Below are 19,939 nucleotides of genomic sequence, written 5' to 3'. Positions count from 1 at the left end.
GGAGCAAGGAGGCTCCCATGGGCCTCAAGTTCAAGCGTCAGAAGCCCATAGGCCCCTATATAGTCGACTTCGTCTGCCTGGAGCAGTTTCTGGTGATCGAACTGGACGGCGGGCAGCATATTGAACAGGCCGATCAGGACTGCGAGCGGGATCAGTATCTAAGCGAGCGAGGTTATCGGGTGCTGCGCTTCTGGAATCACCAGGTGCTGGGGGAGATGGAAGCAGTGCTGGAGCGGATTCGTCTGGAAGTCGCGCCCTCTTCCTACGCGGGCCGCCCCGGCCCCTCTCCACTAGGCGTGCCCCCATAAGTGGGCGAGGAGTGACGACAATTGATGGTCCCTGCGCGGACTGCCCCCTCTCCCGTTTACGGGAGAGGGTTGGGGAGAGGGCGACACCTCAACTCACAATCAAACTCAACAACCACAACCCAAGCAACCCATAGACCACCATGCGCACGAAAGCCTTGCGCATGCCGGCGCGGACGGCGGCGTAGAGCAGCAACAGGCCGCAGACCATGGCGACGATGCTGAGCAGGCCGACATTGGTGCCCAGCGCCGACGCCATACCGTCGAGGAAGCTGCGGCCGATGTCGGCGAAGAATCCGAAGAAGCCGCTGAGGGCCTCGACGATGAAGCGGATCAGGGTGCCGAGGGCATGCCCCAGCCATTCGAAGAAGTCTTGGATCAAGGTATGAATACCCGCAGTGCCGCTAAGAGTTGCCGACCAGCATGCCATAGCCAGCGTCCCCTGCGCAGCGAGGGCCGGCGATGAAGCGTTGGCGGCGCAGGTTGGCACTGCTTGCTCTGCCGCTGGCGCTGCTGTGGCTGGCCGATCGCCTGTTCCCGCTGCCGTTGCCCGAGGACGGCCTGGCCCGCGTGGTGCTGGCCGAGGACGGCACGCCGCTGTGGCGCTTCGCTGATGCCGACGGCGTGTGGCGCTATCCGGTGGTGCCGGAGGAGGTTTCGCCCTATTACCTCGAGGCGCTGCTGACCTACGAGGACCGCTGGTTCTACCAGCACCCCGGGGTCAACCCACTGGCCCTGGGCCGGGCCGCCTGGCAGAACCTGTCCGGCGGGCGTGTGCTGTCCGGTGGCAGCACCCTGTCGATGCAGGTGGCGCGCCTGCTCGACCCACACGAGCGCAGCCTCGCCGGCAAGCTCAAGCAGCTGTGGCGCACCCTGCAGCTGGAGTGGCACCTGTCCAAGGACGAGATCCTCGCCCTCTACCTCAACCGCGCGCCCTTCGGTGGCACCCTGCAGGGCGTGGCGGCGGCCAGCTGGGCCTACCTGGGCAAGCCGCCGAGCCAGCTGACCCGCGCCGAGGCGGCGTTGCTCGCCGTGCTGCCGCAGGCGCCCAGCCGGCTGCGTCCGGACCGTCATCCCGAACGCGCCCAGGCCGCGCGGGACAAGGTGCTACGGCGTATGGCGCAATTCGCGCAATGGCCGCAGGCGGCGGTGGACGAGGCGCTGCAGGAGCCGGTGTTGCTGGCGCCGCGCCAGGAACCCAACCTGGCGTCGCTGCTGGCGCGACGGTTGAACGTGGCGGGCAGCCCGCCGCTGATCCGCACCACCCTCGATGCCAATCTGCAGCGACGGCTGGAAGACCTGCTGCTGGGCTGGCGCGCGCGCCTGCCGGAGCGCACTTCGGCGGCCATCCTGGTGGTCGACAGCGAGAGCATGGCGGTACGCGCCTACCTCGGCTCGCTGGATGTCGGCGACGACAAGCGCTACGGCCATGTCGATATGATCCGCGCCCAGCGCTCGCCCGGCTCCACCCTCAAGCCGTTCCTCTACGGTCTGGCCATGGACGCCGGGTTGATCCATTCCGAGTCGCTGCTGCAGGACGTGCCGCGACGTTACGGCGACTACCGGCCGGGCAACTTTGCCGCCGGCTTTATCGGCCCAGTGTCGGCCAGTGAGGCCCTGGCCACCTCGCTCAACCTACCCGCTGTGCAGTTGCTGGAAGCCTACGGACCCAAGCGCTTCGCCGGCGAGCTGCGCGGTGCCGGCGTGCCGCTGGCGTTACCGGCTGGCGCCGAGCCGAACCTGGCGCTGATCCTCGGCGGCGCCGGCAGCCGCCTGGAAGAGCTGGTGGCTGGCTATAGCGCCTTCGCCCGCAATGGCTTGGCCGCGCGGCCACGGCTGCAACCGCAGGACGCACTGCACGAGCGGCGTCTGCTCTCGCCCGGATCGGCCTGGATCGTGCGGCGCATTCTTGCCGGGCAGGCGCGGCCGGACCGTGATCCGCGCGCCGAGCTGGTGCAGCGTCCCGTGTTGGCCTGGAAGACCGGCACCAGCTACGGCTTCCGCGATGCCTGGGCGATCGGCGTCGGTCCGCGCCACCTGATCGGGGTGTGGATCGGTCGCCCGGACGGCACCCCGGTGCCCGGCCAGTTCGGCCTGGCGTCGGCCGCGCCATTGCTGTTGCAGGTGCACGACCTATTGGTCAACCGCGACCGCCAGCGTGGCCTGGCGCCGCCGGTGCAGGCGGTGCCGGCGGGCATCGGCGTGGCGGCGATCTGCTGGCCGCTGGGCCAGGAACTGGCCCGCGACGACCCCAATTGCCGGCGCCAGCGTTTCGCCTGGACCCTGGATGGCACCGTGCCGCCGACCCTGCAGGCCGCCGATCAGCCGCTGGGCCTGGGCTTGAGTCAGCGCGTCTGGCTGGATGCACATGGCTGGCAGGTGGCGGCCAGCTGTGAAGGCGCGCGGGAATCCCAGATCGCCCTGTGGCCGGCGCCGCTTGAGCCCTGGCTGCCACGCCGTGAGCGGCGTGCCGCGCGGTTGCCGGCGGCCTCGGCCGAGTGCCCACCGGCAGTGCCGCTACCGGCGGCACCGCTATCGATCGTCGGGGTGCGCGAGGGTGATCGCCTGCGGCGTCCGGCCAGCAGTGCCGGGCCCCTGCAACTCAAACTCGCGGCCGTGGGGGGCAGCGGCACGCGCTGGTGGTTCCTCAATGGCAGGCCGGTGGCCGAAAGTCGGCCCGGCGAGAGCATCGAGCAGAAGCTCACGGCGAGCGGGCTCTATCAGCTCAGTCTGCTGGACCAGAGTGGGGCCACGGCGCGGGTCGAGTTCCTGCTCGGCGACTAGCGTCGGCTCAGGCCTCGGCCAGGGCCAGGCGGTCGCGGCCCTCGGCCTTGGCGCGGTACAAGGCGTCATCGACACGCTTGAAGAAGGCTTCGGCACTCTCATCCCTGGCCGCATCGAAGCCGCCGACCCCCAGGCTGGTGGTCAGCGGCAGACGCTGGTCATGCAGCACGAAGCCCTGCGCCGCCAGTTCGGCACGGAAGCGCTCGGCCAGCTCGCAGGCTTCCTTGAGCGGCGTGCCGGGCATCAGCACGCCAAACTCTTCGCCGCCCAGGCGCAGCAAGGCATCGCTGTCACGGCGGAACACCCGGCGCATGCGCTCGGCAAAGTCGCTGAGGCAGGCGTCGCCAGTGCTGTGGCCGTACTCATCATTGATCCGTTTGAAAAAGTCGATATCCAGCAGCACCAGACTCAACGGATTGTTCTGGCGCCGGGCGCTGGCCACCATGGCCGGGAACAGGCCATTGAACTGCAGTCGATTCCCCAGTTGGGTCAGGCTGTCGGTGCGGCTGAGCTGCTCGTAGCGCTCGCGTTGCTCGACCAGTTGTCGCTCCATGGCCAGGGCGCCGTGGTATTCGCGATGGCTGCGGTTGAGCGCCAGCAACAGGTAGCTGAGGTAGAACGCCAGGGTTACCGCCACGGCCTCCTGGCCCGGCCATTGCCAGGCCAGCACGGCCAGACCCGGCAGGTACAGCAGCAGGATGGCCAGCACGCAGCGCTGTTTGCGCATGGGAAAGTTGAAGGCCATGGCGGTGCTGAAGGCGACGGTGCTGAGGGTGGCGATCAGCCGCGAAGCCTCGAACTCCGGACGCAGCAGTGCCCAGGCATGGACCAGGCCCCAGCCCAGGCTGTTGATCAGGATCAGCAGCCAATGGCGATCAATCCACTGTTGCAGGCAGCTTCGGCTCTCCTGGCTGGGCAGCCGATGCAGCCAGCGCAGGGCCAGCGTCAGGGTAAAAAACAGGGTGCCCACCCCGGCCAGTACCGGCATGGCGGTTGGCGCGCTGGAGAAGCCCCAGGTCAATAGCCAGGCGAGCAGATAGTAGACGCCGCCCAGACGGGTACGCGAGTGTGCGTCCCGGGCTTCCCTGAACAGGGTGAACGAGGCGCTGTGGGGTAAATGCGAATCGGAGGCCATGTGTTGTGATCACAAATGCGGCATATCAGCAGCATAGCGTCGCAACGGAGCCAAGGAAAGCAAAGTGCCAGCATTCCGTCGTCAACCGCGACGAATGAGCCAGACTCCGCCGATGATCAGGGCCAGGCCGGCGGCCTTGCCCAGGGTGATCGGTGCCTCGCGAAAGCCCGCCCAGCCGTTGTGGTCGAGCAGCAGGGCCATGCCCAGCTGACCGGCCAGCACCAGCACCATGAACAGCAGGGCACCGATGCGTGGCCCAGCGAAGGCGGCGGTGGCAATGAAGAAGGCGCCGAGCAGGCCGCCACTCCAGTGCCACCAGGACAGCCCCTTGAAGGCTGCCAGACCGGATACATCGCGTTGTGCGAGGACGATGATCAACAAGGCCAGGGTACCGACCAGGAAGGACACCAGGGCAGCGGCCATCACGCTGGACAGGTGCCTGGCCAACTGGCCATTGATGCCGGCCTGCAGCGGCATTACGGCGCCGGCGAGCAGGGGCAGGACGAGTAGCCACCAGTTGGGCATGCCGGTCTCCGGTAAAAAGGGGCGGCTATTATGCGCTTTGCTGTCCTGGTAGTCAGCTTTAGAGGTCTTTGGCGAACTGCACCAGCGCCACGCGATGCTGGCCGCGCTGACGCTCGACCAGGCCGCTCAGGCGATAGCCCAGGCGCGTGTAGAGCAGCAGGCCGGCGCTGTTGTCGTTGAAGCAGGAGGCGCGCAACTCGCGGGCGGCGAAATCGCGCCGGGCCAGCTGTTCCATTACCCCGACCAGGTACTGCGCCACGCCCTGGCCGCGTGCCCAGGGGGCGATCATCAGGTTACCCAGGGCGCAGTACTCCCCGGCCACGCTCTGGTAGAAGTTGGCGAAACCGGCGGGGCGGCGGTCGAGCAATGCCAGGGTGCTGCCCTGGCGTTCGGCGCAGGCGGCCGCCAGCTGCTCGCGGCTCAGCGGCCAGTGCGCGCGCGGAAAGGCATAGAAGAGTTCATCGGCATTGCGCACGAAGTGCGCCACGGCGTCGAGGTCGTCGTCCGTGGCGGGACGGTGGGTCAGCAGTTGGTCGCTCATCTTGGGCTCAGTGTGGTGGGTAGTGGGCCAGGACCTGGGCGACGGTGTGGCGGATCGCCGCTTCACGCTGCGCCGGACTCTGCGTCGAGTCACGCAGCACCTGCTCGGCACTGCCCCGCCAGACCAGCTTGCCGTCGCGACCGTCGAGCAGGTCGATCTGCAACGTGGCCACCTGGTAATCGACGGTGCGGGTCTCGCTGTAGGCCGGACCGCCCCAGTAGCCGCCCCAGTAGCCACCGTAGTGGCTGCTGACCTGTTCCTGGCGTTGGTCGACGATCAGCCAGGCCTGTACCCGCAGGTCACCGGTTTTGCCGGGCTGCGCCGGGCGCAGGCCGCGCTGGTCGAGTTGCTGGCCGATGGCGCTGCGGATGCGCTGCTCGGTCAGGTCGCTGCGCAGCCGCGGGTCGTCCGGGCGGTACTGCAGGGCCGGTTCCTGCCAGCTCCAGCTGCGGTAGGCAGCGAAATCGCGGCGGGTGTCGAAGTCGCGCTCGACGTGCGGGCTCTGGCAGGCGCCGAGGAACAGCAGGATAGAGACCAGTAACAGGCGCTGGAACATGGCGATAACCTCCGTGCTAGAGCCGCTATCCAACTGCAACCGGGGCACTTCGGCAAGCGCCATGTCACTCCGGCGGATAGGCACCCAGGGTGTCGGCAACGGCCCGGCGCAGGGCGTTGGCGCGTTCGCTCTGGCTACCTTCGCTGCGCGCCTCGCCACTGCCGTTCCACACCGGCTGACCGTCGCGTCCGTCGTAGAGCTCGATACGCACCACAGCCACTTCTACCTCGTAGGTGCGCACCAGGGGCACGCTGCCGTACATGCCGTAGTGGTCGCCATAGGGGCCGTCGCCATAGTAGCTGCCGTAGTCGTCGCGTACCTGGTACTGGCGCCGCTCCAGGCTGACCTTGGCACTCACCCGCAGGTCGGCCGCCTTGTTACCCTGCGCCGGGCGCAGGCCGCGCTGGTCCAGGCTGCCTGCGACAGCTTCGGCGACCAGCGCGCCATCGGCCCAGGCGCTGCCGGCCGGCGGCTCGCGCCAGGCCCAGTCGCGGTAGCGGCTGAAGTCGCGTGGCGTGGCCGGGTAGGCGCTGCGGTCGAAGTGGCTGGCGGCGCCGGGCGGCGCGGGCGGTAGCGGCTTACCGTCGGCCTGGTAGGGATTGGGACTCTGGCAGGCGGCAAGCAGCAGGGCGAATGGCAGGACTAAGGTTCTCATGGTGGCTCCGCAGTTTGACTCAGCGTAGCTCCGGTCAGCGTGGTCGGCAGATCCAGTGCTGATAGCGGCCAAGGGCGGCGAAGCTCGGGTGGCGGCGGTAGGCCAGCTCCATCTCCAGCAGGTCGGCCAGTTCGGCCTTGGCCTGGAACTCGGCCGGCATGTAGTCATGGAACACCCGCACCCCGCTGCGGCTTTGGACCTGCCAGAGGGCGTCGAGTTGCGTGGCCAGCTCGCGCGGGTCGAGCGGCTGCTGCGGGGTCAGACTTTGCCCCTCGCCGGCGAAGCGCTCCTTGCGCAGCTTGCGGAAATGCCCCTTGAGCAGGTTGCGATAGACCAGCGCATCCTTGTTGTAGAAGGCCAGCGACAGCCAGCCCTCGGCGGCGGTCAGCTGGTGCAGCACGGGCAGGATGGCGTGCGGCTCGGCCAGCCATTCCAGCACTGCGTGGCACAGCACCAGGTCATAGGGTTGGGTGAGTTGTCCGAGCAGGTCCTGCCAGGGCGCCTGGATGAAGGTGGCCGCGACGCCGGCTTCGGCGAAGCGCTGGCGTGCCCCCTCCAGCATTGGCGCGGCGGGTTCGGCCAGGGTCACCTGGTGGCCGCGCTGGGCCAGCCACAGGCTCATGTGGCCGAGGCCGGCGCCGACGTCGAGCACCCGTAGCGGGCGTTCCGGCAGGGCTTCCTTGAGGTCGGCCTGCAGCACGGCCAGGCGGATGGCGCCCTTGGCGCCGCCGTAGATCTTCTCGGCGAAGCGGGTGGCCAGTTCGTCGAAATGGCGGTCGCTCATGCGAAGCGCCTCTCGCTGTCGGCCAGCTTGGCGCGCACCGCCTGCTCCAGATCGATGCCCAGCTCGCTGCACAGCAGCAACAGATAGAGCACGATATCGCCGACTTCCTGGCCGGCATGCTCCAGCTGCTCGGCCGGCAGCTGGCGCGATTCGTCTTCGGACAGCCACTGGAAGATTTCCACCAGCTCGGCCATCTCTACGCTGGCGGCCATGGCCAGGTTCTTCGGGCTGTGGAAACGGCGCCAGGCGTTGTGGTCGCGAATGGCATGCAGGCGGCGGGTGAGTTCGGCGGTGTCCATGGGCTCTCCTTCGGGCCGCATAGCTTCGGCCCGGCAGAGGATTGTCGCAAGTATGGAGCTGACTCCCTCTCCCAGGGGGAGAGGGGATCATCAGTCACCCAGGGTGGCGCCTTCCTGGTCCAGCAGCGCCTGTTTGCGCGGCACGCCCCAGCGGTAGCCGGTGAGCGCGCCCTTGGCGCCGACCACCCGGTGGCAGGGCACCAGTAGGCCCAGCGGATTGCTGGCACAGGCGCGGGCCACGGCGCGGGCGTGGCTGCCGAGCTGCTCGGCCAGTTCGCCGTAGCGCCGCGTCTGCCCCGGCGGAATCTCGCGCAGAGCCTGCCAGACCCGCTGCTGGAAGGCGCTGCCGCGCAGGTCCAGCGGCAGCCTGGCGGCGCGCTGCGGTTCCTGCACCTGCTGGAGCACTTCGCGCAGCCAGTCGCGCAGGCCGCGCTGGTCACGTTGGAGTTCGGCGGCGGCGAAGCGCTGCTGCAGTTCGGCCTCCAGTTCGCTCTCGTCGTCGCCAAACAGCAGGGCGCAGACGCCCTTGTCACTGGTGGCGAGCAGCAGCAGGCCCAGCGGGCAGTCGCTGATGGCGTAGCGCAGCACCTCGCCGGCGCCCTGCTGGCGTCGCCGCGCCGGGCTCAGCGCGGCAGGCTGCTCGTACAACGCCCGGGTGCCGGAGTAGCCGGCGTCCAGCGCCGCCTGCAGCACCGAACCGGCCTGCGGCAGGCTGGCTTCCAGGCGCTGGCGCCGTTGTGCGGCCAGCCAGGCGCGCGGGGTCATCCCGGTACGCGCCTTGAAGGCGCGCGCCAGGTGCGAGGCGGACAGGCCGATGCGCGCCGCTAGCTGCTCCAGGGTCGGCGCCGGCTCGCTGTTCTGCAACAGGCGGCAGGCGGCCACCACCAGCGCGTCGAGCTGCTCGGCCGGGCTCTGGCCGTGCGGCGAGCAGCGCTTGCACGGGCGGAAGCCGGCGGCCTCGGCGCTGGCCGCATCGGCATGAAAGCTGACGTTGTCGCGCCGTGGCCGCCGTGCCGGGCAGCTGGGTCGGCAGTAGATGCCGGTACTGCGCACGGCGAAGACGAACTGCCCATCAAAGTGCGCATCGCGCTCGCACAGAGCTTGCCAGCAGTGGTCGTGATTGAGCATGGCGGGCGTTCTCCCGAGTCCTGGTGGGCGGATTGTCGGCCCGACCGTCAGCGCTGCCAATCCGCATCTGACTTTCAAAGTGCTGACTAAGCTGAGCGAATCCAGCGTCGACCTGGAAACGTCCATGCCGCGCCTCTGTTGGCTGCTGCCGCAGCCGGCCCGGGCCGACCTGCGTCTGCTGGCCGGCAATCCGGAGACGACCGATGTGGCCTCGCAGCCAGCGCTGGAAAACGCGATCAAGGATGTCCGTCGGGCCCGGCTGGGTGAACTGGCGCAGTGCCTGGAGCGTGCCGCCAATGGTGTGCAGCAGCTTTAATGATGACTACGGCACGTTGGCGATGGCAGTTCTTGGCTTCGACCTCGAACGGGCCATTCAACTTTTGCAGCAGGCGGCCGCACGACAGGGGATAGCAGGATGACGGTGGACATGCTTGACCGACCCGACCAGCCGCTGGTGCTGGTGGTCGACGACACGCCGGAGAACCTCACGCTGATGAGCGAGCTGCTGGCCGGTAGCTACCGGGTCAAGGTGGCCAACCATGGTGCCAAGGGCCTGAGCATCGCGGCGCAGAGCCTGCCCGACCTGATCCTGCTGGACATCATGATGCCGGAGATCGACGGCTACGAAGTGTGCCGCCGGCTCAAGGCCGACCCGGCCACCGCCGAGATCCCGGTGATCTTCCTCACCGCCAAGAGCGAGCAGGACGACGAGCAGCAGGGCTTCGACCTGGGGGCGGTGGACTACATCACCAAGCCGATCAGCCCACCCATCGTTCTGGCCCGGGTGCGCGCGCAGTTGCAGCTCAAGGCCAGTGCCGACTTCCTGCGCGACAAGAGCGAGTACCTGGAGTGGGAAGTGCGCCGGCGTACCCGGGATATCCAGCGTCTGCAGGAGGTGACCATCGAAGCCATGGCCAGCCTGGCCGCCATGCGCGACAACCCCTGCAGCAAGCACCTGGCAAGGGTCGAGCGCCTCATGGTCGCCCTGGCCACCAGCCTGGCCCGCCAGCAGCCGCCGTTGGCCGCGGCGCTGGATGAGGCGCGCATCGCCCAGCTGGGCAAGTCGGCGCTGCTGCACGGCATCGGCAAACTGGTGTTACCCGACCGCATCCTGCTCAGCCCGGTGCCGCTGCAGGGCGAGGATCTCGCGCTGCTGCGCAGCCACCCCCAGGCCGGGTGTGATGCCCTGTTGGCAGCCGAAGCACGCCTGGGCAGCGTGCCGGATTTCCTGCGTGACGCCCGCGACATCGTCTACAGCCAGCACGAGCAGTGGGATGGCGGCGGTTACCCGCAAGGCCTGCGGGGCGAGCAGATTCCGTTACCGGCCCGGCTGATGGCCGTGGTCGGCTGCTATGAGGAGCTGACCAGCCGGCGTCCCTATCGCCAGTCGCTGAGCCACGACGAGGCGCTGGCGCAGATCGGTGCCGCCAGCGCGACGCGTTTCGATCCGAGCATCGTGCTGGCCTGCATCGGTGCCGCTGACAGTTTCGCCGCCATCGCCGGCGAATATGCGGATGACGCGGTGTCCATCCACTGCGAGTTGCAGCGTCTGGAAGCCTCGCTCGGCGAGAGCATCGAGCTGACCCTGCCGCGCTGAGGTCGGCTCAGGCCTGCGGCTGCCAGTCGAGCGTCAGGGCTTCCTGCCAGGCGAAGCGTTCGAAGTGGCTGGCCACCACCTGTTCGAGTCGTTCCCGTTCCTCGGCGTTGCGCGCTTCTACGCGCAGCGTCAGGCCGGTATCTTCGGCCTGCAGCAGGGCCAGGCCGAAGGCGAATTCGATACGCCCCTGGTGCTCGTCGAAGCTGACCGGAATCTTGTGCGCGAAGTGTTTGCACAGGCGGCTGATGTAGCGCGCCGGCGTCGCGGTGGCGACGAAGGCGGCGGAAGTGAAGTCGCTCATGATGGTCCTCCTCAGTAGGCCAGGGTGAAGCGCTGACGTGGGTGCTGGGGCTGCTCGGTTTCGTCGAGCAGGGCCACCGCCAGGTCGGCCACCGAGATACGTCCCGGCTGGCCGTCGCTGAGCAGCAGATCATCGCCACCGAGGCGAAACTGACCGGTGCGCGGGCCCGGTTCCAGGTGCGCGGCGGGGGAGAGGAAGGTCCACTGCAGGTCGCGTTCCTCGCGCAACAGGTTGAGTGCCTGGCGCGCGCCCTCGGCACCTTCCTTGTACTCGGCGGGGAAGCCGGCACTGTCGATCAGCTGCTGGCCCGGCGCCACATACAGGCTGCCGGCGCCACCGACCACCAGCAGGCGCGGCACGCCGGCCGCCTTGGTGGCGGTCAGGATGGCTTTGGTGCCGGTGACGAACTGTTCGCGGATGTCGGCTACACCCCAACCGGGGTTGAAGGCGCTAAGCACTGCATCGTGGCCGCGCAACTTTTCGCTCAGGGCGGCAACCTCATGTACATCACTCTTGATGGCAATGAGGTTGGGATGTTGCGGCAGTTTCTCCGGATGACGGACCAGGGCGGTGACCTGATGGTCGCGGTTCAGGGCTTCCTCCAGCAGGGCGGCGCCGACATAGCCGGTGGCGCCGATCAGGGCAAGTTTCATGGGGTGTCCTCGGTTGGTGTTCACGTGGGACAGATAATCGCTTCTGGATAAAGTTGGGAAAAAGAGGCCTAATCCGCTTGAACAATTAAGCAGGGCTTCATAATGGAGCAGCTCAAGCGCATGGCTCTTTTCGCCACCGTGGTGGAGAAGGGCTCCATGGTCGCTGCCGCCGAGGTTCTGGGCATGAGTGCCTCGGCCGTCAGCCAGCAGATCCGCAAGCTGGAGGAGAGCACCCAGGTCAGCCTGCTGCACCGCACCACGCGGCGCCTGACCCTGACCGAGGCCGGGGCGCAGCTGTATGACAGCTGCCGGCAGATCGTGCTGCTGGCCGAGCAGGCGGAGCAGCGTCTGGCCGAGCTGCGCGACGCGCCGGTCGGCGAGTTGCGCATCGCCGCGCCGGTGGGCTTCTCCGGGCATCTGGTAACCACCGCACTGGCACCACTGCTGCGCGCCCATCCGCAACTGAGCTTGCGGCTGTTCTTCCAGGACGAGCAGATCGACCTGGTCGAGCAGCGTATCGACCTGGCCATCCGCGTGGGGCGCCAGGAGGACTCCAGCCTGGTCGCCCGGCATATCGGCGACTGGCCGATGCTGCTGTGTGCGGCGCCGGCCTACCTGGCGCGCTGCGGTCCCATCGATAACCCCGAGCAGCTGAGTGGCCTGGACTGGCTCAGTCTGGGGCACGAGCGGGGAGGGCAGGTGACGTTGCACGGGCCTGGGGGCACACTGCAGCGCCTGCGGGTCGAGGGCCGGGTGGTGTGCAACAACATACTCTCGGTACGCCAGTTCACCCTGGCCGGCATGGGGCTGTCGCTGCAGCCTGAGCCAGAAATTCGCGACCTGCTGACGCGTGGTGAGCTGCTCGCCGTGCTGCCGCAGTGGCAGCCAGCGCCCATCGGGCTGCATCTGGTGACGCCGCGCCGTGATGCCCAGCCGGCCAAGGTGCGCTATGCCATGGAGGCACTGCGTCGCGCCCTGCTGGCGGGTTAGCTGTCGATTGCCGTATAACGCCTGCAGCATTTCCCACTGGAGCCCCGCCGTACGCGATGAAAACCCCGAAACGCCTGGAACCCCTGCTTGAAGACGGCCTGATCGACGAGGTGGTGCGCCCGCTGATGAGCGGCAAGGAAGCCTCGGTCTACGTGGTGCGCTGTGGTAGCGAGCTGCGCTGTGCCAAGGTCTACAAGGAGGCCAACAAGCGTGGTTTCCGCCAGGCTGCCGAGTACCAGGAGGGGCGCAAGACGCGCAACAGCCGTGATGCCCGGGCCATGGCCAAGGGCAGCAAGTATGGGCGCAAGGAGCAGGAGGACGCCTGGCAGAACGCCGAAGTGGCCGCGCTGTTCCGTCTGGCCGCTGCCGGTGTGCGGGTGCCGAAACCTTATGACTTCCTCGATGGTGTGCTGCTGATGGAGATGGTCGACGATGGCTACGGTGATGCCGCGCCGCGCCTCAACGACGTCGACCTGCTGCCGGAGGATGCCCGCGAGTTCCACGCCTTCATGATTGGCGAGATCGTCAAGATGCTCTGTGCCGGCCTGGTGCATGGCGACCTGTCGGAATTCAATGTGCTGCTCGACCCGCACGGCCCGGTGATCATCGACCTGCCGCAGGCGGTGGATGCCGCCGCCAACAACCACGCCTTCAGCATGCTCGAGCGCGATGTGCGCAATATGGCCGAGTACTTCGGCCAGTTCGCCCCGGAGCTCTTGGAGACGCGCTATGCCAAGGAAATGTGGGCGCTCTATGAGGAAGGCAAACTGACCCCGGAAACCCCGCTCACCGGCCGTTTCGCCGAGCCGGAGGACGAGGCCGATGTCGGCGCGGTGCTGCGCGAGATCAAGGCAGCCCTGGCCGAACAGGCGCGCCGCGAGGCGGCGCGCAATGCCGAGGATGCCCCGCGCGACGAACCGCCACCGCCGCCCTGGGCGCAGTGAGCGTGTCTGTCCGGTCGCGATAGGCTGCAACTGTACCGAGAAGGGGCGCGTTGCGGCTGCTAGTGTGCGGGAACCGCTTCCGGAGCCCGCCCATGTCCCTGCCGCACATACTCCTGGCCCTGCTGGTCACCCTGATCTGGGGTGTCAACTTCGTGGTGATCAAGGTCGGTCTGCAGGACTTCCCGCCGCTGTTGTTCTGTGCCCTGCGCTTTGCCCTGGCGGCGCTGCCGCTGCTGTTCCTGCGCGGGCCGCTGCCAGCGCCGGGCTGGCGCATCGTGCAGATCGGCGTGCTGCTCGGGGTGGTCAAGTTCGGCCTGCTGTTCGTCGGCATGCACCTGGGCATGCCGGCCGGGCTGTCCTCGCTGGTGCTGCAGAGCCAGGTGTTCTTCACCGTACTGATCGCCGCGCTGCTGCTCGGCGAGCGCCCCGGTGCCCGCGCGCTGGTCGGGTTGCTGCTGGCGGCCGGCGGGCTGTTGCTGCTGGGCCTGCAGCGACCGCTGGGTGATAGCCTGCTGGGCTTCGCGCTGGTGGTCGCCGCAGCGCTGGCCTGGGCCTTCGCCAATATCGCCACCAAGCGCTCCGGCGCCAGCGACATGCTGCGCCTGATCTGCTGGGTCAGCCTGGTGCCGGTGCTGCCGCTGCTGGGCCTGTCCTACCTGTTCGAGGGGCCGCAGGCGCTGGGCGCAGCGTTCGAGCACCTGAGTTGGCGCGGTGTCGGTGCGCTGCTGTACATCGCCTTCCTGGCCACCACGGTCGGCTTCGCCATCTGGAGCTTCCTGCTGCGTCGCTACCCGGCCAGCGTGGTCACGCCCTTTGCCCTCGCGGTGCCGGTTTCCGGCCTGCTGGCCGGTTGGCTGCTACTGGGGGAAGCACTCAGCGCACTGGGTTGGCTGGCCTGCGCGCTGGTGTTTGGCGGTCTGGCCATCAGCCTGCTACCGGCCGGTTTTTATCGCGGCGTCATGCGCCTGCGCACGGGCTGAACGGGGTGGCGCTGGCACCGTCGAATGACAGATTTTTACCCCTGCGAACCGCTTGCGATTGCTAGCGGGTTTTGTTCCTGCAACCCAGCTGCCATGCGGCTTTGCGCCAATGAGAATCGCTCCGTGAGGGATGTTGTTCTGCGGCTTGACCAATCCCGTCGGAGGGTCGAAGCTGCCTATCTGGATAGGGTTTTAGCAGGGCACGAGTCATGAAAGGCGCGACCGAAGTCGTTGAATATCTCAAGGAGCTGCTGCGCGGAGAGCTGGCGGCTCGCGACCAGTATTTCCTGCATTCGCGGATGTACCAGGACTGGGGCTTCGAGAAGCTCTACGAGCGGATCAACCACGAGATGGAGGAGGAAACCGAGCACGCCGATGCGCTGCTCAAGCGCATCCTGTTCCTCGAGGGGACGCCGGACATGCGGCCGAAGAAGATGCACCCGGGCGCCACCGTGCCGGAGATGCTCAAGAGCGACCTCAAGCTGGAATACGAAGTGCGTGCGGCCCTGGCCAAGGGGATCGAGTTGTGCGAGCAGCATGGCGACTACATCAGCCGCGAGATTCTCGAGGTGCAGCTGCACGATACCGAGGAAGACCATGCCTACTGGCTGGAAAAGCAGCTCGGTTTAATCGAGCGCATCGGCCTGCAGAACTACCTGCAGTCACAGGCCTGACGGCGACACAGTGGGCTTAAAGGGAGCTGCGGCTCCCTTTTTTCATCTCAGTGGCAGCAGGAGCCTTCCAGGTCTCTGAGGATCGGGCAATCCGGGCGGTGGTCGCCCTGGCAATGCTCCACCAAGTCGCTCAGGGTGTCGCGCAGCGCACTCAGTTCGGCGATCTTGCGGTTCAGTGCGTCGACGTGGGCCAGGGCCAGCGTCTTGACGTCGGCGCTGGCGCGCTCGCGGTCCTGCCACAGGGCCAGCAGCTTGCCGACTTCCTCCAGCGAGAAGCCCAGATCGCGCGAGCGCTTGATGAAAGCCAGCACGTGCAGATCCTGCTCTGCGTAGCGGCGGTAGCCGCTGTCGCTGCGCCCGGCGGGGTGTAGCAAGCCAATGGATTCGTAGTAGCGGATCATCTTGGCGCTGAGTCCACTGTGCTTGGCGGCCTGACCGATGTTCATGGGCGTTTCTCCGTATCGGGCTTCCAGGCATTGAGCAGCAGCGCATTGCTCAGCACGCTGACGCTGGACAGGGCCATGGCCGCGCCGGCCAGCATCGGGTTGAGCAGGCCGGCAGCCGCCAGTGGGATGCCCACCAGGTTGTAGATGAAGGCCCAGAACAGGTTCTGCTGGATCTTGCGCCAGGTGCGCCGGCTGATCTCCAGCGCGGCTGGTACCAGGCGCGGGTCGCCGCGCATCAGGGTGATACCGGCGGCGTGCATGGCCACATCGGTGCCGCCGCCCATGGCGATGCCGACGTCGGCGGCGGCCAGTGCTGGGGCGTCATTGATGCCGTCGCCGACCATGGCCACGCTGATGCCTGCGCGCTTCAGCGCGGCGACATGGGCCGCCTTGTCTGCCGGCAAAACCTGGGCATGCACCCGGTCGATGCCCAGGGCGCGGCCCACGGCATTGGCGCTGCCGGCGTTGTCACCGCTGATCAGGTGGCTCTCGATGCCCTGTTCGCGCAGTGCGGCGACGGCCGCCGCAGCGCCTGCCTTGAGGCTGTCTCCGAAGGCCAGCAGGCCCAGCACACGGGCAGGCTCGCTCTGTTCGATCAGCCAGGACAGGGTGCGCCCCTCGGCCTCCCAGGCCGTAGCCTGCTCGCGCAGCGGGCTGTCGAGTTGCAGTTCGTCGAACAGGCGCTGGTTGCCCAGAGCCAGTGCGCGGCCTTCGACTTCACCGCGTATGCCGCGACCGGCCAGGGCCTGGCTGGTGGCCAGCGGCGGTAGGGTGAGGCCGCGCTCGCCTGCCGCGTCGAGTACAGCGCGCGCCAGCGGGTGTTCGCTACCCTGCTGCAAGGCGCCGGCCAGGCGCAGCAGCTCGCTTTCCTCGATGTTCTCGCTGGCCAGGTGGACGATGCGCGGCTGGCCGGAGGTAAGGGTGCCGGTCTTGTCGAAGGCCACCACGGTGACCTTGTGTGCCAGCTCCAGGGCTTCGGCGTCCTTGATCAGGATGCCATGGCGCGCCGCCACGCCGGTGCCGGCCATGATCGCCGCCGGGGTGGCCAGGCCCAGGGCACAGGGGCAGGCGATCACCAGTACTGCCACCGCGTTGATCAGCGCCTGCTCCAGGCCGGCACCGGCGAGCAGCCAGCCGCCGAGGGTGAGCAGTGCGATCAGCAGCACGGCGGGGACGAACACCGCGCTGACACGGTCCACCAGCTTTTGGATCGGCGCCTTGGCGGCCTGGGCGTCCTCGACCAGGCGGATGATCCGCGCCAGTACCGTCTCGCCGCCCAGCGCCGTGGTGCGCACGATCAGGCGGCCCTCGCCATTGATGGCGCCGCCGGTGACCCTATCACCCGGCGCCTTGGCGACCGGCAGGCTTTCGCCGCTGATCAGCGCCTCGTCGGCCTGGCTGTGGCCTTCGAGCACGTCGCCGTCCACCGGGAAGCGCTCGCCGGGGCGCACCACCACCCTATCGTCCAGGCGCAGGGTGGCGATCGCCACCTCTTCCTCGCGGCCGTCGACCAGGCGGGTAGCGCGTTCCGGGCGTAGCGCCTCGAGGGCGCGGATGGCGGCGCTGGTCTGGCGCTTGGCGCGGCTTTCCAGGTACTTGCCGAGCAACACCAGGGCGATGACCACCGACGAGGCTTCGAAATACAGGTGCGGCACAGGGTGTTCGGCCGTGGCCCAGAGATACAGGCTCAGGCCATAGGCGGCGCTGGTACCCAGGGCCACCAGCAGGTCCATGTTGCCGCTGCCGGCCCTCACTGCCTTCCAGGCCGCCTTGTAGAAGCGCGCGCCGAGGACGAACTGCACCGGCGTGGCCAGCAGGAACTGAACCCAGGCCGGCAACATCCAGTGCCCGGCCAGCATCGGCACCACCAGTGGGAAGGCCAGCAGCAGGGCGAGGATCACCGCCAGACGCTCGCGGCGCAGGGCAGTCTGTGGATCGTAGGCCGGCGCGGCGTCGTGCAGGCTGGCGGTGTAGCCGGCGTTTTCGACAGCGGCGATCAGCACGGCACTGGGGGTGCCCGCAAGCATCTCGACATGGGCGCGCTCGCTGGCCAGGTTGACGCTGACGCGGCGCACTCCAGCCACTTTCAGCAGCACTCGCTCGATGCGTCCGGCGCAGCTGGCACAGGTCATGCCGCCGAGGGTCAGCTCCAGGCTCTGCAGCGGTACCGAATAGCCGGCTTGCTCGACGGCTGCCAGCAGCTCGTCCAGGCGTTCGCGCGGGGCGGTTACCCGGGCCTGCTCGGTGGCCAGGTTGACGCTGCTTTGCTCGACCTCGGGCACTCGGCTCAGGGCACGCTCGACGCGGCCTGCGCAGCTGGCGCAGGTCATTCCCGCAATGGGCAGATCGAAGGTTTGCAGGTTGGACATGGGCGATTCCTCCTCGATTCGCCCACAGGATCAACCTTGACACAGGGGCAAGGTCAAGCCCCGCTCGCATCTTCAATAATTCTGCGGTGCCGGGATCAGCTGCAGGCCGAGCGAGTCCATGGCGATGCGGTACTTGAGCACCTCGCCGGTCTGTATCTGCAGGGTCTGGCTGCGCAACTGCTCGAAGCGTGGCTGGCACTGGTGGCCACCAAGCTGACCAAGGCGCACCTGCACCTTGCCCGGAGGCAGGTTCAGCGTGATCGACTGTCCCTGGTATAGGCGCGCCGTCAGGTTGCCCTGCAGGTACAGGCCGATATCGCAGGGCGTGGAAACCTCCAGGCGCTCGCGCGAGACGATCAGCACGCCATAGTCGATGGGGGTTGGCAGGGTCATCGGGGCCAGCGGCACGCTGGCCGGTTGCGGGGCGGGGGCGGGCATCATGGTGGCCGGCTCCGGCACCGACTCGTCGGCCCACACGGGCAGGCAGAGCAGGGCGAGCAGGGCAATTGGCAGGCGCATGACGGGTTTCTCCTGAAGCCTGTTGCCAGCTTGGGCCAGGTCAGTCGCGACTACAAGTCACAGGGCTTGACCTTGCCATCGTGGCAGGCTTGAAACTGTTCGCAGAGCCCTCGACAAGGCTCATGGTCACCCCAATCAGAGGTATAGGTTATGCAGATTCTGAAAGTTTCCGGTATGTCCTGCGGTCACTGTGTTCGTGCCATCACCGAGGCGGTGCAGGCCGAGGACCCGGCGGCGGATGTACAGGTCGATCTGGCGAATGGCGAGGTGCGGGTCGCCAGTCGCCTGGATCTGGAGCAGCTGTTGGCCGCTGTCCGCGCGCAGGGTTACCCGGCCGAGCCAGCCTAGGCTGCGACACCCGCCGGCGCAGGTCTCGTTGTGCGCGCTCGGGCGCACGGGTGACGGCGTGCCGCCGCTGCGCTGTTGCCCATGTCGGCTCTCGTCAATAGGGCTAGGCTGTGTTCTGGTGGAACGCTCTTTAGCGATTATTGCCCCGTGTTCCTGTTTACACGCCTGAAACTATGTCACTAGCATGGCCCTTCATTTAAAGGGCCCTGCCCGATCCTGACGTCAAGGAGAAGACCCGATGCTTGCTCGCTCCCATGCTCTCGCGCTCACCACGCTGGCTCTGGGGGTGCTCATCGCCCCGGCGCTGTATGCCGCAGAGAGCGCTCAGCAGATGCCGCCGCCGGAGGTGCTGGTCGAGGCGGCCAAGGTCGAGTCGCTGCCGCTGCAGTTCGAGTATCCGGCGCGCACCGCGGGTTACCGCGAGGTGCAGGTGCGGGCTCAGGTCAGTGGCATCCTGCAGGAGCGCACTTACCTGGAGGGCAGCCAGGTCAAGCAGGGGCAGGTGCTGTTTCGCATCGACCCTCGGCCCTACCAGGCCGCGCTGGCCCGCGCCAAGGGCGCGCTGGCCCAGGAGCAGGCGCGCTACCGGCAGACCGAGCGTGACCTGAAACGGATTCGTGAACTGCAGCGCAAGGGCTTTGCCAGCGAGAGCGAGCTGGACAACGCCGTGTCCAACTTCGAGCAGAGCAAGGCCAATATCGAGGCGGCCAAGGCCGAGGTGCAGTCCAAGCAGATCGACCTCGACTACACCACGGTAGAGGCCCCCATCTCGGGCATCACCAGCAAGGAGACGGTATCCGAGGGCAGCCTGATGGTGGCCGGAGACCCCAACGCCAGCCTGCTGACTCAGATCACCCAGCTTGATCCCATCTATGTCAATTTCGCCGCGCCGGATCGCGAGGTATCCAGCGTGCGCAGTGGCCTGCAGAGCGGCAGCCTGGTGCGCGAGGGCGGTCAGCAGATGAGTGTGGAAATCAAGTTTGGCGACGGCTCCAGCTACCCGCTGGAAGGCAAGGTCGACTTCACCGACAGCACCATCGATCGCAGCACGGGCACCGTCAGCGTGCGCGCCGTGGTGCCCAACCCGGAACAGGCGCTGATGCCCGGACAGTTTGTGCGGGTGATGGTCAAGGGCATCAGCAAGCCCAATGCCGTTACTGTTCCCGAGCGCGCTGTGTCCCAGGGGCCGAATGGCACCTTCGTGTTTGTGGTGGACGATCAGGGGCTGGCGCGTATCCGTCCGGTCACCACCGCGCACACCGCGGCTGGGCGCTGGGTCGTCGACAGCGGGATTGCCGCCGGCGATCGGGTCATTGTCGAGGGCCTGCCCAAGGTGCGGCCGAATGCGCCGGTCAAGGTTGTCAGTGCCGCGCCCGCCGCGCAGCCCCAGCAGTAAGGAGCGCGGC

24 protein-coding genes are annotated in these 19,939 nt (G+C 67.7%); 10 read left to right on the top strand and 14 right to left on the bottom strand.

The window, feature by feature from the left end; genetic code table 11:
- The first annotated feature begins 17 nt into the window (after nt 1-17).
- Nucleotides 18-308: an endonuclease domain-containing protein gene (locus ACOAPY_RS16750; RefSeq protein ID WP_465154075.1), complete on the top strand. Its 291-nt coding sequence runs from the start codon at nt 18-20 to the stop codon at nt 306-308.
- A gap of 88 nt (nt 309-396) precedes the next feature.
- Here ACOAPY_RS16750 and ACOAPY_RS16745 read toward each other — a convergent pair whose 3' ends face one another.
- Entirely contained in the window at nt 397-687 is a 291-nt protein-coding gene (locus tag ACOAPY_RS16745) for a hypothetical protein (RefSeq protein ID WP_372237598.1), read from the bottom strand.
- 80 nt (nt 688-767) lie between these two features.
- On the opposite strand from ACOAPY_RS16745, the gene pbpC reads away from it, so the two are divergent.
- On the top strand, nt 768-3,089 hold the full coding sequence (gene pbpC / locus ACOAPY_RS16740; RefSeq protein WP_465154074.1) for a peptidoglycan glycosyltransferase PbpC: 2,322 nt from the start codon (nt 768-770) through the stop codon (nt 3,087-3,089).
- 7 nt (nt 3,090-3,096) lie between these two features.
- On the opposite strand, the gene ACOAPY_RS16735 is transcribed toward pbpC, so the two are convergent.
- The 8 genes from ACOAPY_RS16735 to ada all read right to left on the bottom strand — a co-directional run bounded on the left by ACOAPY_RS16735 (nt 3,097) and on the right by ada (nt 8,712).
- Nucleotides 3,097-4,224 (bottom strand): GGDEF domain-containing protein, encoded by a 1,128-nt coding sequence (locus tag ACOAPY_RS16735; RefSeq protein WP_465154073.1) that lies wholly within the window; start codon nt 4,222-4,224, stop codon nt 3,097-3,099.
- A gap of 81 nt (nt 4,225-4,305) precedes the next feature.
- Entirely contained in the window at nt 4,306-4,749 is a 444-nt protein-coding gene (locus ACOAPY_RS16730) for a DMT family transporter (RefSeq protein ID WP_076579830.1), read from the bottom strand.
- A 58-nt stretch (nt 4,750-4,807) separates the two neighbouring features.
- Nucleotides 4,808-5,290 (bottom strand): N-acetyltransferase family protein, encoded by a 483-nt coding sequence (locus ACOAPY_RS16725; protein ID WP_465154072.1) that lies wholly within the window; start codon nt 5,288-5,290, stop codon nt 4,808-4,810.
- Between the two features lie 7 nt (nt 5,291-5,297).
- Complete coding sequence (locus ACOAPY_RS16720; RefSeq protein WP_465154071.1) at nt 5,298-5,846, bottom strand: DUF4136 domain-containing protein; 549 nt, start codon at nt 5,844-5,846, stop codon at nt 5,298-5,300.
- A 64-nt stretch (nt 5,847-5,910) separates the two neighbouring features.
- Complete coding sequence (locus ACOAPY_RS16715) at nt 5,911-6,501, bottom strand: DUF4136 domain-containing protein (RefSeq protein ID WP_465154070.1); 591 nt, start codon at nt 6,499-6,501, stop codon at nt 5,911-5,913.
- A gap of 34 nt (nt 6,502-6,535) precedes the next feature.
- On the bottom strand, nt 6,536-7,285 hold the full coding sequence (locus ACOAPY_RS16710) for a methyltransferase domain-containing protein (RefSeq protein ID WP_465154069.1): 750 nt from the start codon (nt 7,283-7,285) through the stop codon (nt 6,536-6,538).
- The gene (locus ACOAPY_RS16705) at nt 7,282-7,584 is read right to left on the bottom strand and encodes a nucleotide pyrophosphohydrolase (RefSeq protein WP_021701418.1); all 303 of its coding nucleotides are present in this window, start codon (nt 7,582-7,584) and stop codon (nt 7,282-7,284) included. Before ACOAPY_RS16705 ends, ACOAPY_RS16710 begins: the two co-directional genes overlap by 4 nt.
- 90 nt (nt 7,585-7,674) lie before the next feature.
- Entirely contained in the window at nt 7,675-8,712 is a 1,038-nt protein-coding gene (gene ada, locus ACOAPY_RS16700; RefSeq protein ID WP_465154068.1) for a bifunctional DNA-binding transcriptional regulator/O6-methylguanine-DNA methyltransferase Ada, read from the bottom strand.
- 124 nt (nt 8,713-8,836) lie between these two features.
- Here ada and ACOAPY_RS16695 point away from each other — a divergent pair, with 124 nt between their 5' ends.
- Together ACOAPY_RS16695 and ACOAPY_RS16690 are read left to right on the top strand one after the other, a co-directional pair.
- The gene (locus ACOAPY_RS16695) at nt 8,837-9,028 is read left to right on the top strand and encodes a hypothetical protein (protein ID WP_465154067.1); all 192 of its coding nucleotides are present in this window, start codon (nt 8,837-8,839) and stop codon (nt 9,026-9,028) included.
- Between the two features lie 111 nt (nt 9,029-9,139).
- The gene (locus tag ACOAPY_RS16690; protein ID WP_465154066.1) at nt 9,140-10,309 is read left to right on the top strand and encodes a response regulator; all 1,170 of its coding nucleotides are present in this window, start codon (nt 9,140-9,142) and stop codon (nt 10,307-10,309) included.
- Nucleotides 10,310-10,316: 7 nt separating this feature from the next.
- Here the strand turns inward: ACOAPY_RS16690 and ACOAPY_RS16685 are convergent, their stop codons facing one another.
- Both ACOAPY_RS16685 and ACOAPY_RS16680 read right to left on the bottom strand, forming a co-directional pair.
- Nucleotides 10,317-10,610: a DUF2218 domain-containing protein gene (locus tag ACOAPY_RS16685; protein WP_465154065.1), complete on the bottom strand. Its 294-nt coding sequence runs from the start codon at nt 10,608-10,610 to the stop codon at nt 10,317-10,319.
- Between the two features lie 11 nt (nt 10,611-10,621).
- The gene (locus ACOAPY_RS16680; protein WP_465154064.1) at nt 10,622-11,263 is read right to left on the bottom strand and encodes an NAD(P)-dependent oxidoreductase; all 642 of its coding nucleotides are present in this window, start codon (nt 11,261-11,263) and stop codon (nt 10,622-10,624) included.
- Between the two features lie 102 nt (nt 11,264-11,365).
- Here ACOAPY_RS16680 and ACOAPY_RS16675 point away from each other — a divergent pair, with 102 nt between their 5' ends.
- The 4 genes from ACOAPY_RS16675 to bfr all read left to right on the top strand — a co-directional run bounded on the left by ACOAPY_RS16675 (nt 11,366) and on the right by bfr (nt 14,851).
- Nucleotides 11,366-12,253: a LysR family transcriptional regulator gene (locus ACOAPY_RS16675; protein WP_465154063.1), complete on the top strand. Its 888-nt coding sequence runs from the start codon at nt 11,366-11,368 to the stop codon at nt 12,251-12,253.
- Between the two features lie 56 nt (nt 12,254-12,309).
- Nucleotides 12,310-13,197 carry a PA4780 family RIO1-like protein kinase gene (locus tag ACOAPY_RS16670; RefSeq protein ID WP_076579808.1) on the top strand — a complete coding sequence of 296 codons (888 nt, stop codon included), beginning with the start codon at nt 12,310-12,312 and terminating at the stop codon, nt 13,195-13,197.
- A 92-nt stretch (nt 13,198-13,289) separates the two neighbouring features.
- Nucleotides 13,290-14,177, top strand: a complete 888-nt coding sequence (locus tag ACOAPY_RS16665; RefSeq protein WP_465154062.1) for an EamA family transporter — start codon at nt 13,290-13,292, stop codon at nt 14,175-14,177.
- Between the two features lie 209 nt (nt 14,178-14,386).
- On the top strand, nt 14,387-14,851 hold the full coding sequence (gene bfr / locus ACOAPY_RS16660) for a bacterioferritin (protein ID WP_076425625.1): 465 nt from the start codon (nt 14,387-14,389) through the stop codon (nt 14,849-14,851).
- Between the two features lie 47 nt (nt 14,852-14,898).
- On the opposite strand, the gene cueR is transcribed toward bfr, so the two are convergent.
- The 3 genes from cueR to ACOAPY_RS16645 all read right to left on the bottom strand — a co-directional run bounded on the left by cueR (nt 14,899) and on the right by ACOAPY_RS16645 (nt 18,107).
- Nucleotides 14,899-15,297 carry a Cu(I)-responsive transcriptional regulator gene (cueR, locus tag ACOAPY_RS16655; protein ID WP_465154061.1) on the bottom strand — a complete coding sequence of 133 codons (399 nt, stop codon included), beginning with the start codon at nt 15,295-15,297 and terminating at the stop codon, nt 14,899-14,901.
- Nucleotides 15,294-17,666 carry a heavy metal translocating P-type ATPase gene (locus ACOAPY_RS16650; RefSeq protein WP_465154060.1) on the bottom strand — a complete coding sequence of 791 codons (2,373 nt, stop codon included), beginning with the start codon at nt 17,664-17,666 and terminating at the stop codon, nt 15,294-15,296. Before ACOAPY_RS16650 ends, cueR begins: the two co-directional genes overlap by 4 nt.
- Before the next feature lie 72 nt (nt 17,667-17,738).
- Nucleotides 17,739-18,107, bottom strand: coding sequence for a hypothetical protein (locus tag ACOAPY_RS16645; protein ID WP_076580052.1), 369 nt, complete (start codon nt 18,105-18,107; stop codon nt 17,739-17,741).
- A gap of 228 nt (nt 18,108-18,335) precedes the next feature.
- Here ACOAPY_RS16645 and ACOAPY_RS16640 point away from each other — a divergent pair, with 228 nt between their 5' ends.
- Nucleotides 18,336-18,533, top strand: a complete 198-nt coding sequence (locus tag ACOAPY_RS16640; protein WP_330098651.1) for a heavy-metal-associated domain-containing protein — start codon at nt 18,336-18,338, stop codon at nt 18,531-18,533.
- A 238-nt stretch (nt 18,534-18,771) separates the two neighbouring features.
- Nucleotides 18,772-19,929 (top strand): efflux RND transporter periplasmic adaptor subunit, encoded by a 1,158-nt coding sequence (locus tag ACOAPY_RS16635; protein WP_256720111.1) that lies wholly within the window; start codon nt 18,772-18,774, stop codon nt 19,927-19,929.
- Nucleotides 19,930-19,939 lie beyond the last annotated feature (10 nt).

Origin of the sequence: Pseudomonas stagnisoli (assembly GCF_048595745.1) — a bacterium.
GTDB lineage: Bacteria > Pseudomonadota > Gammaproteobacteria > Pseudomonadales > Pseudomonadaceae > Aquipseudomonas > Aquipseudomonas alcaligenes_A.
This window is presented reverse-complemented; position numbering and strand designations above follow the sequence as displayed.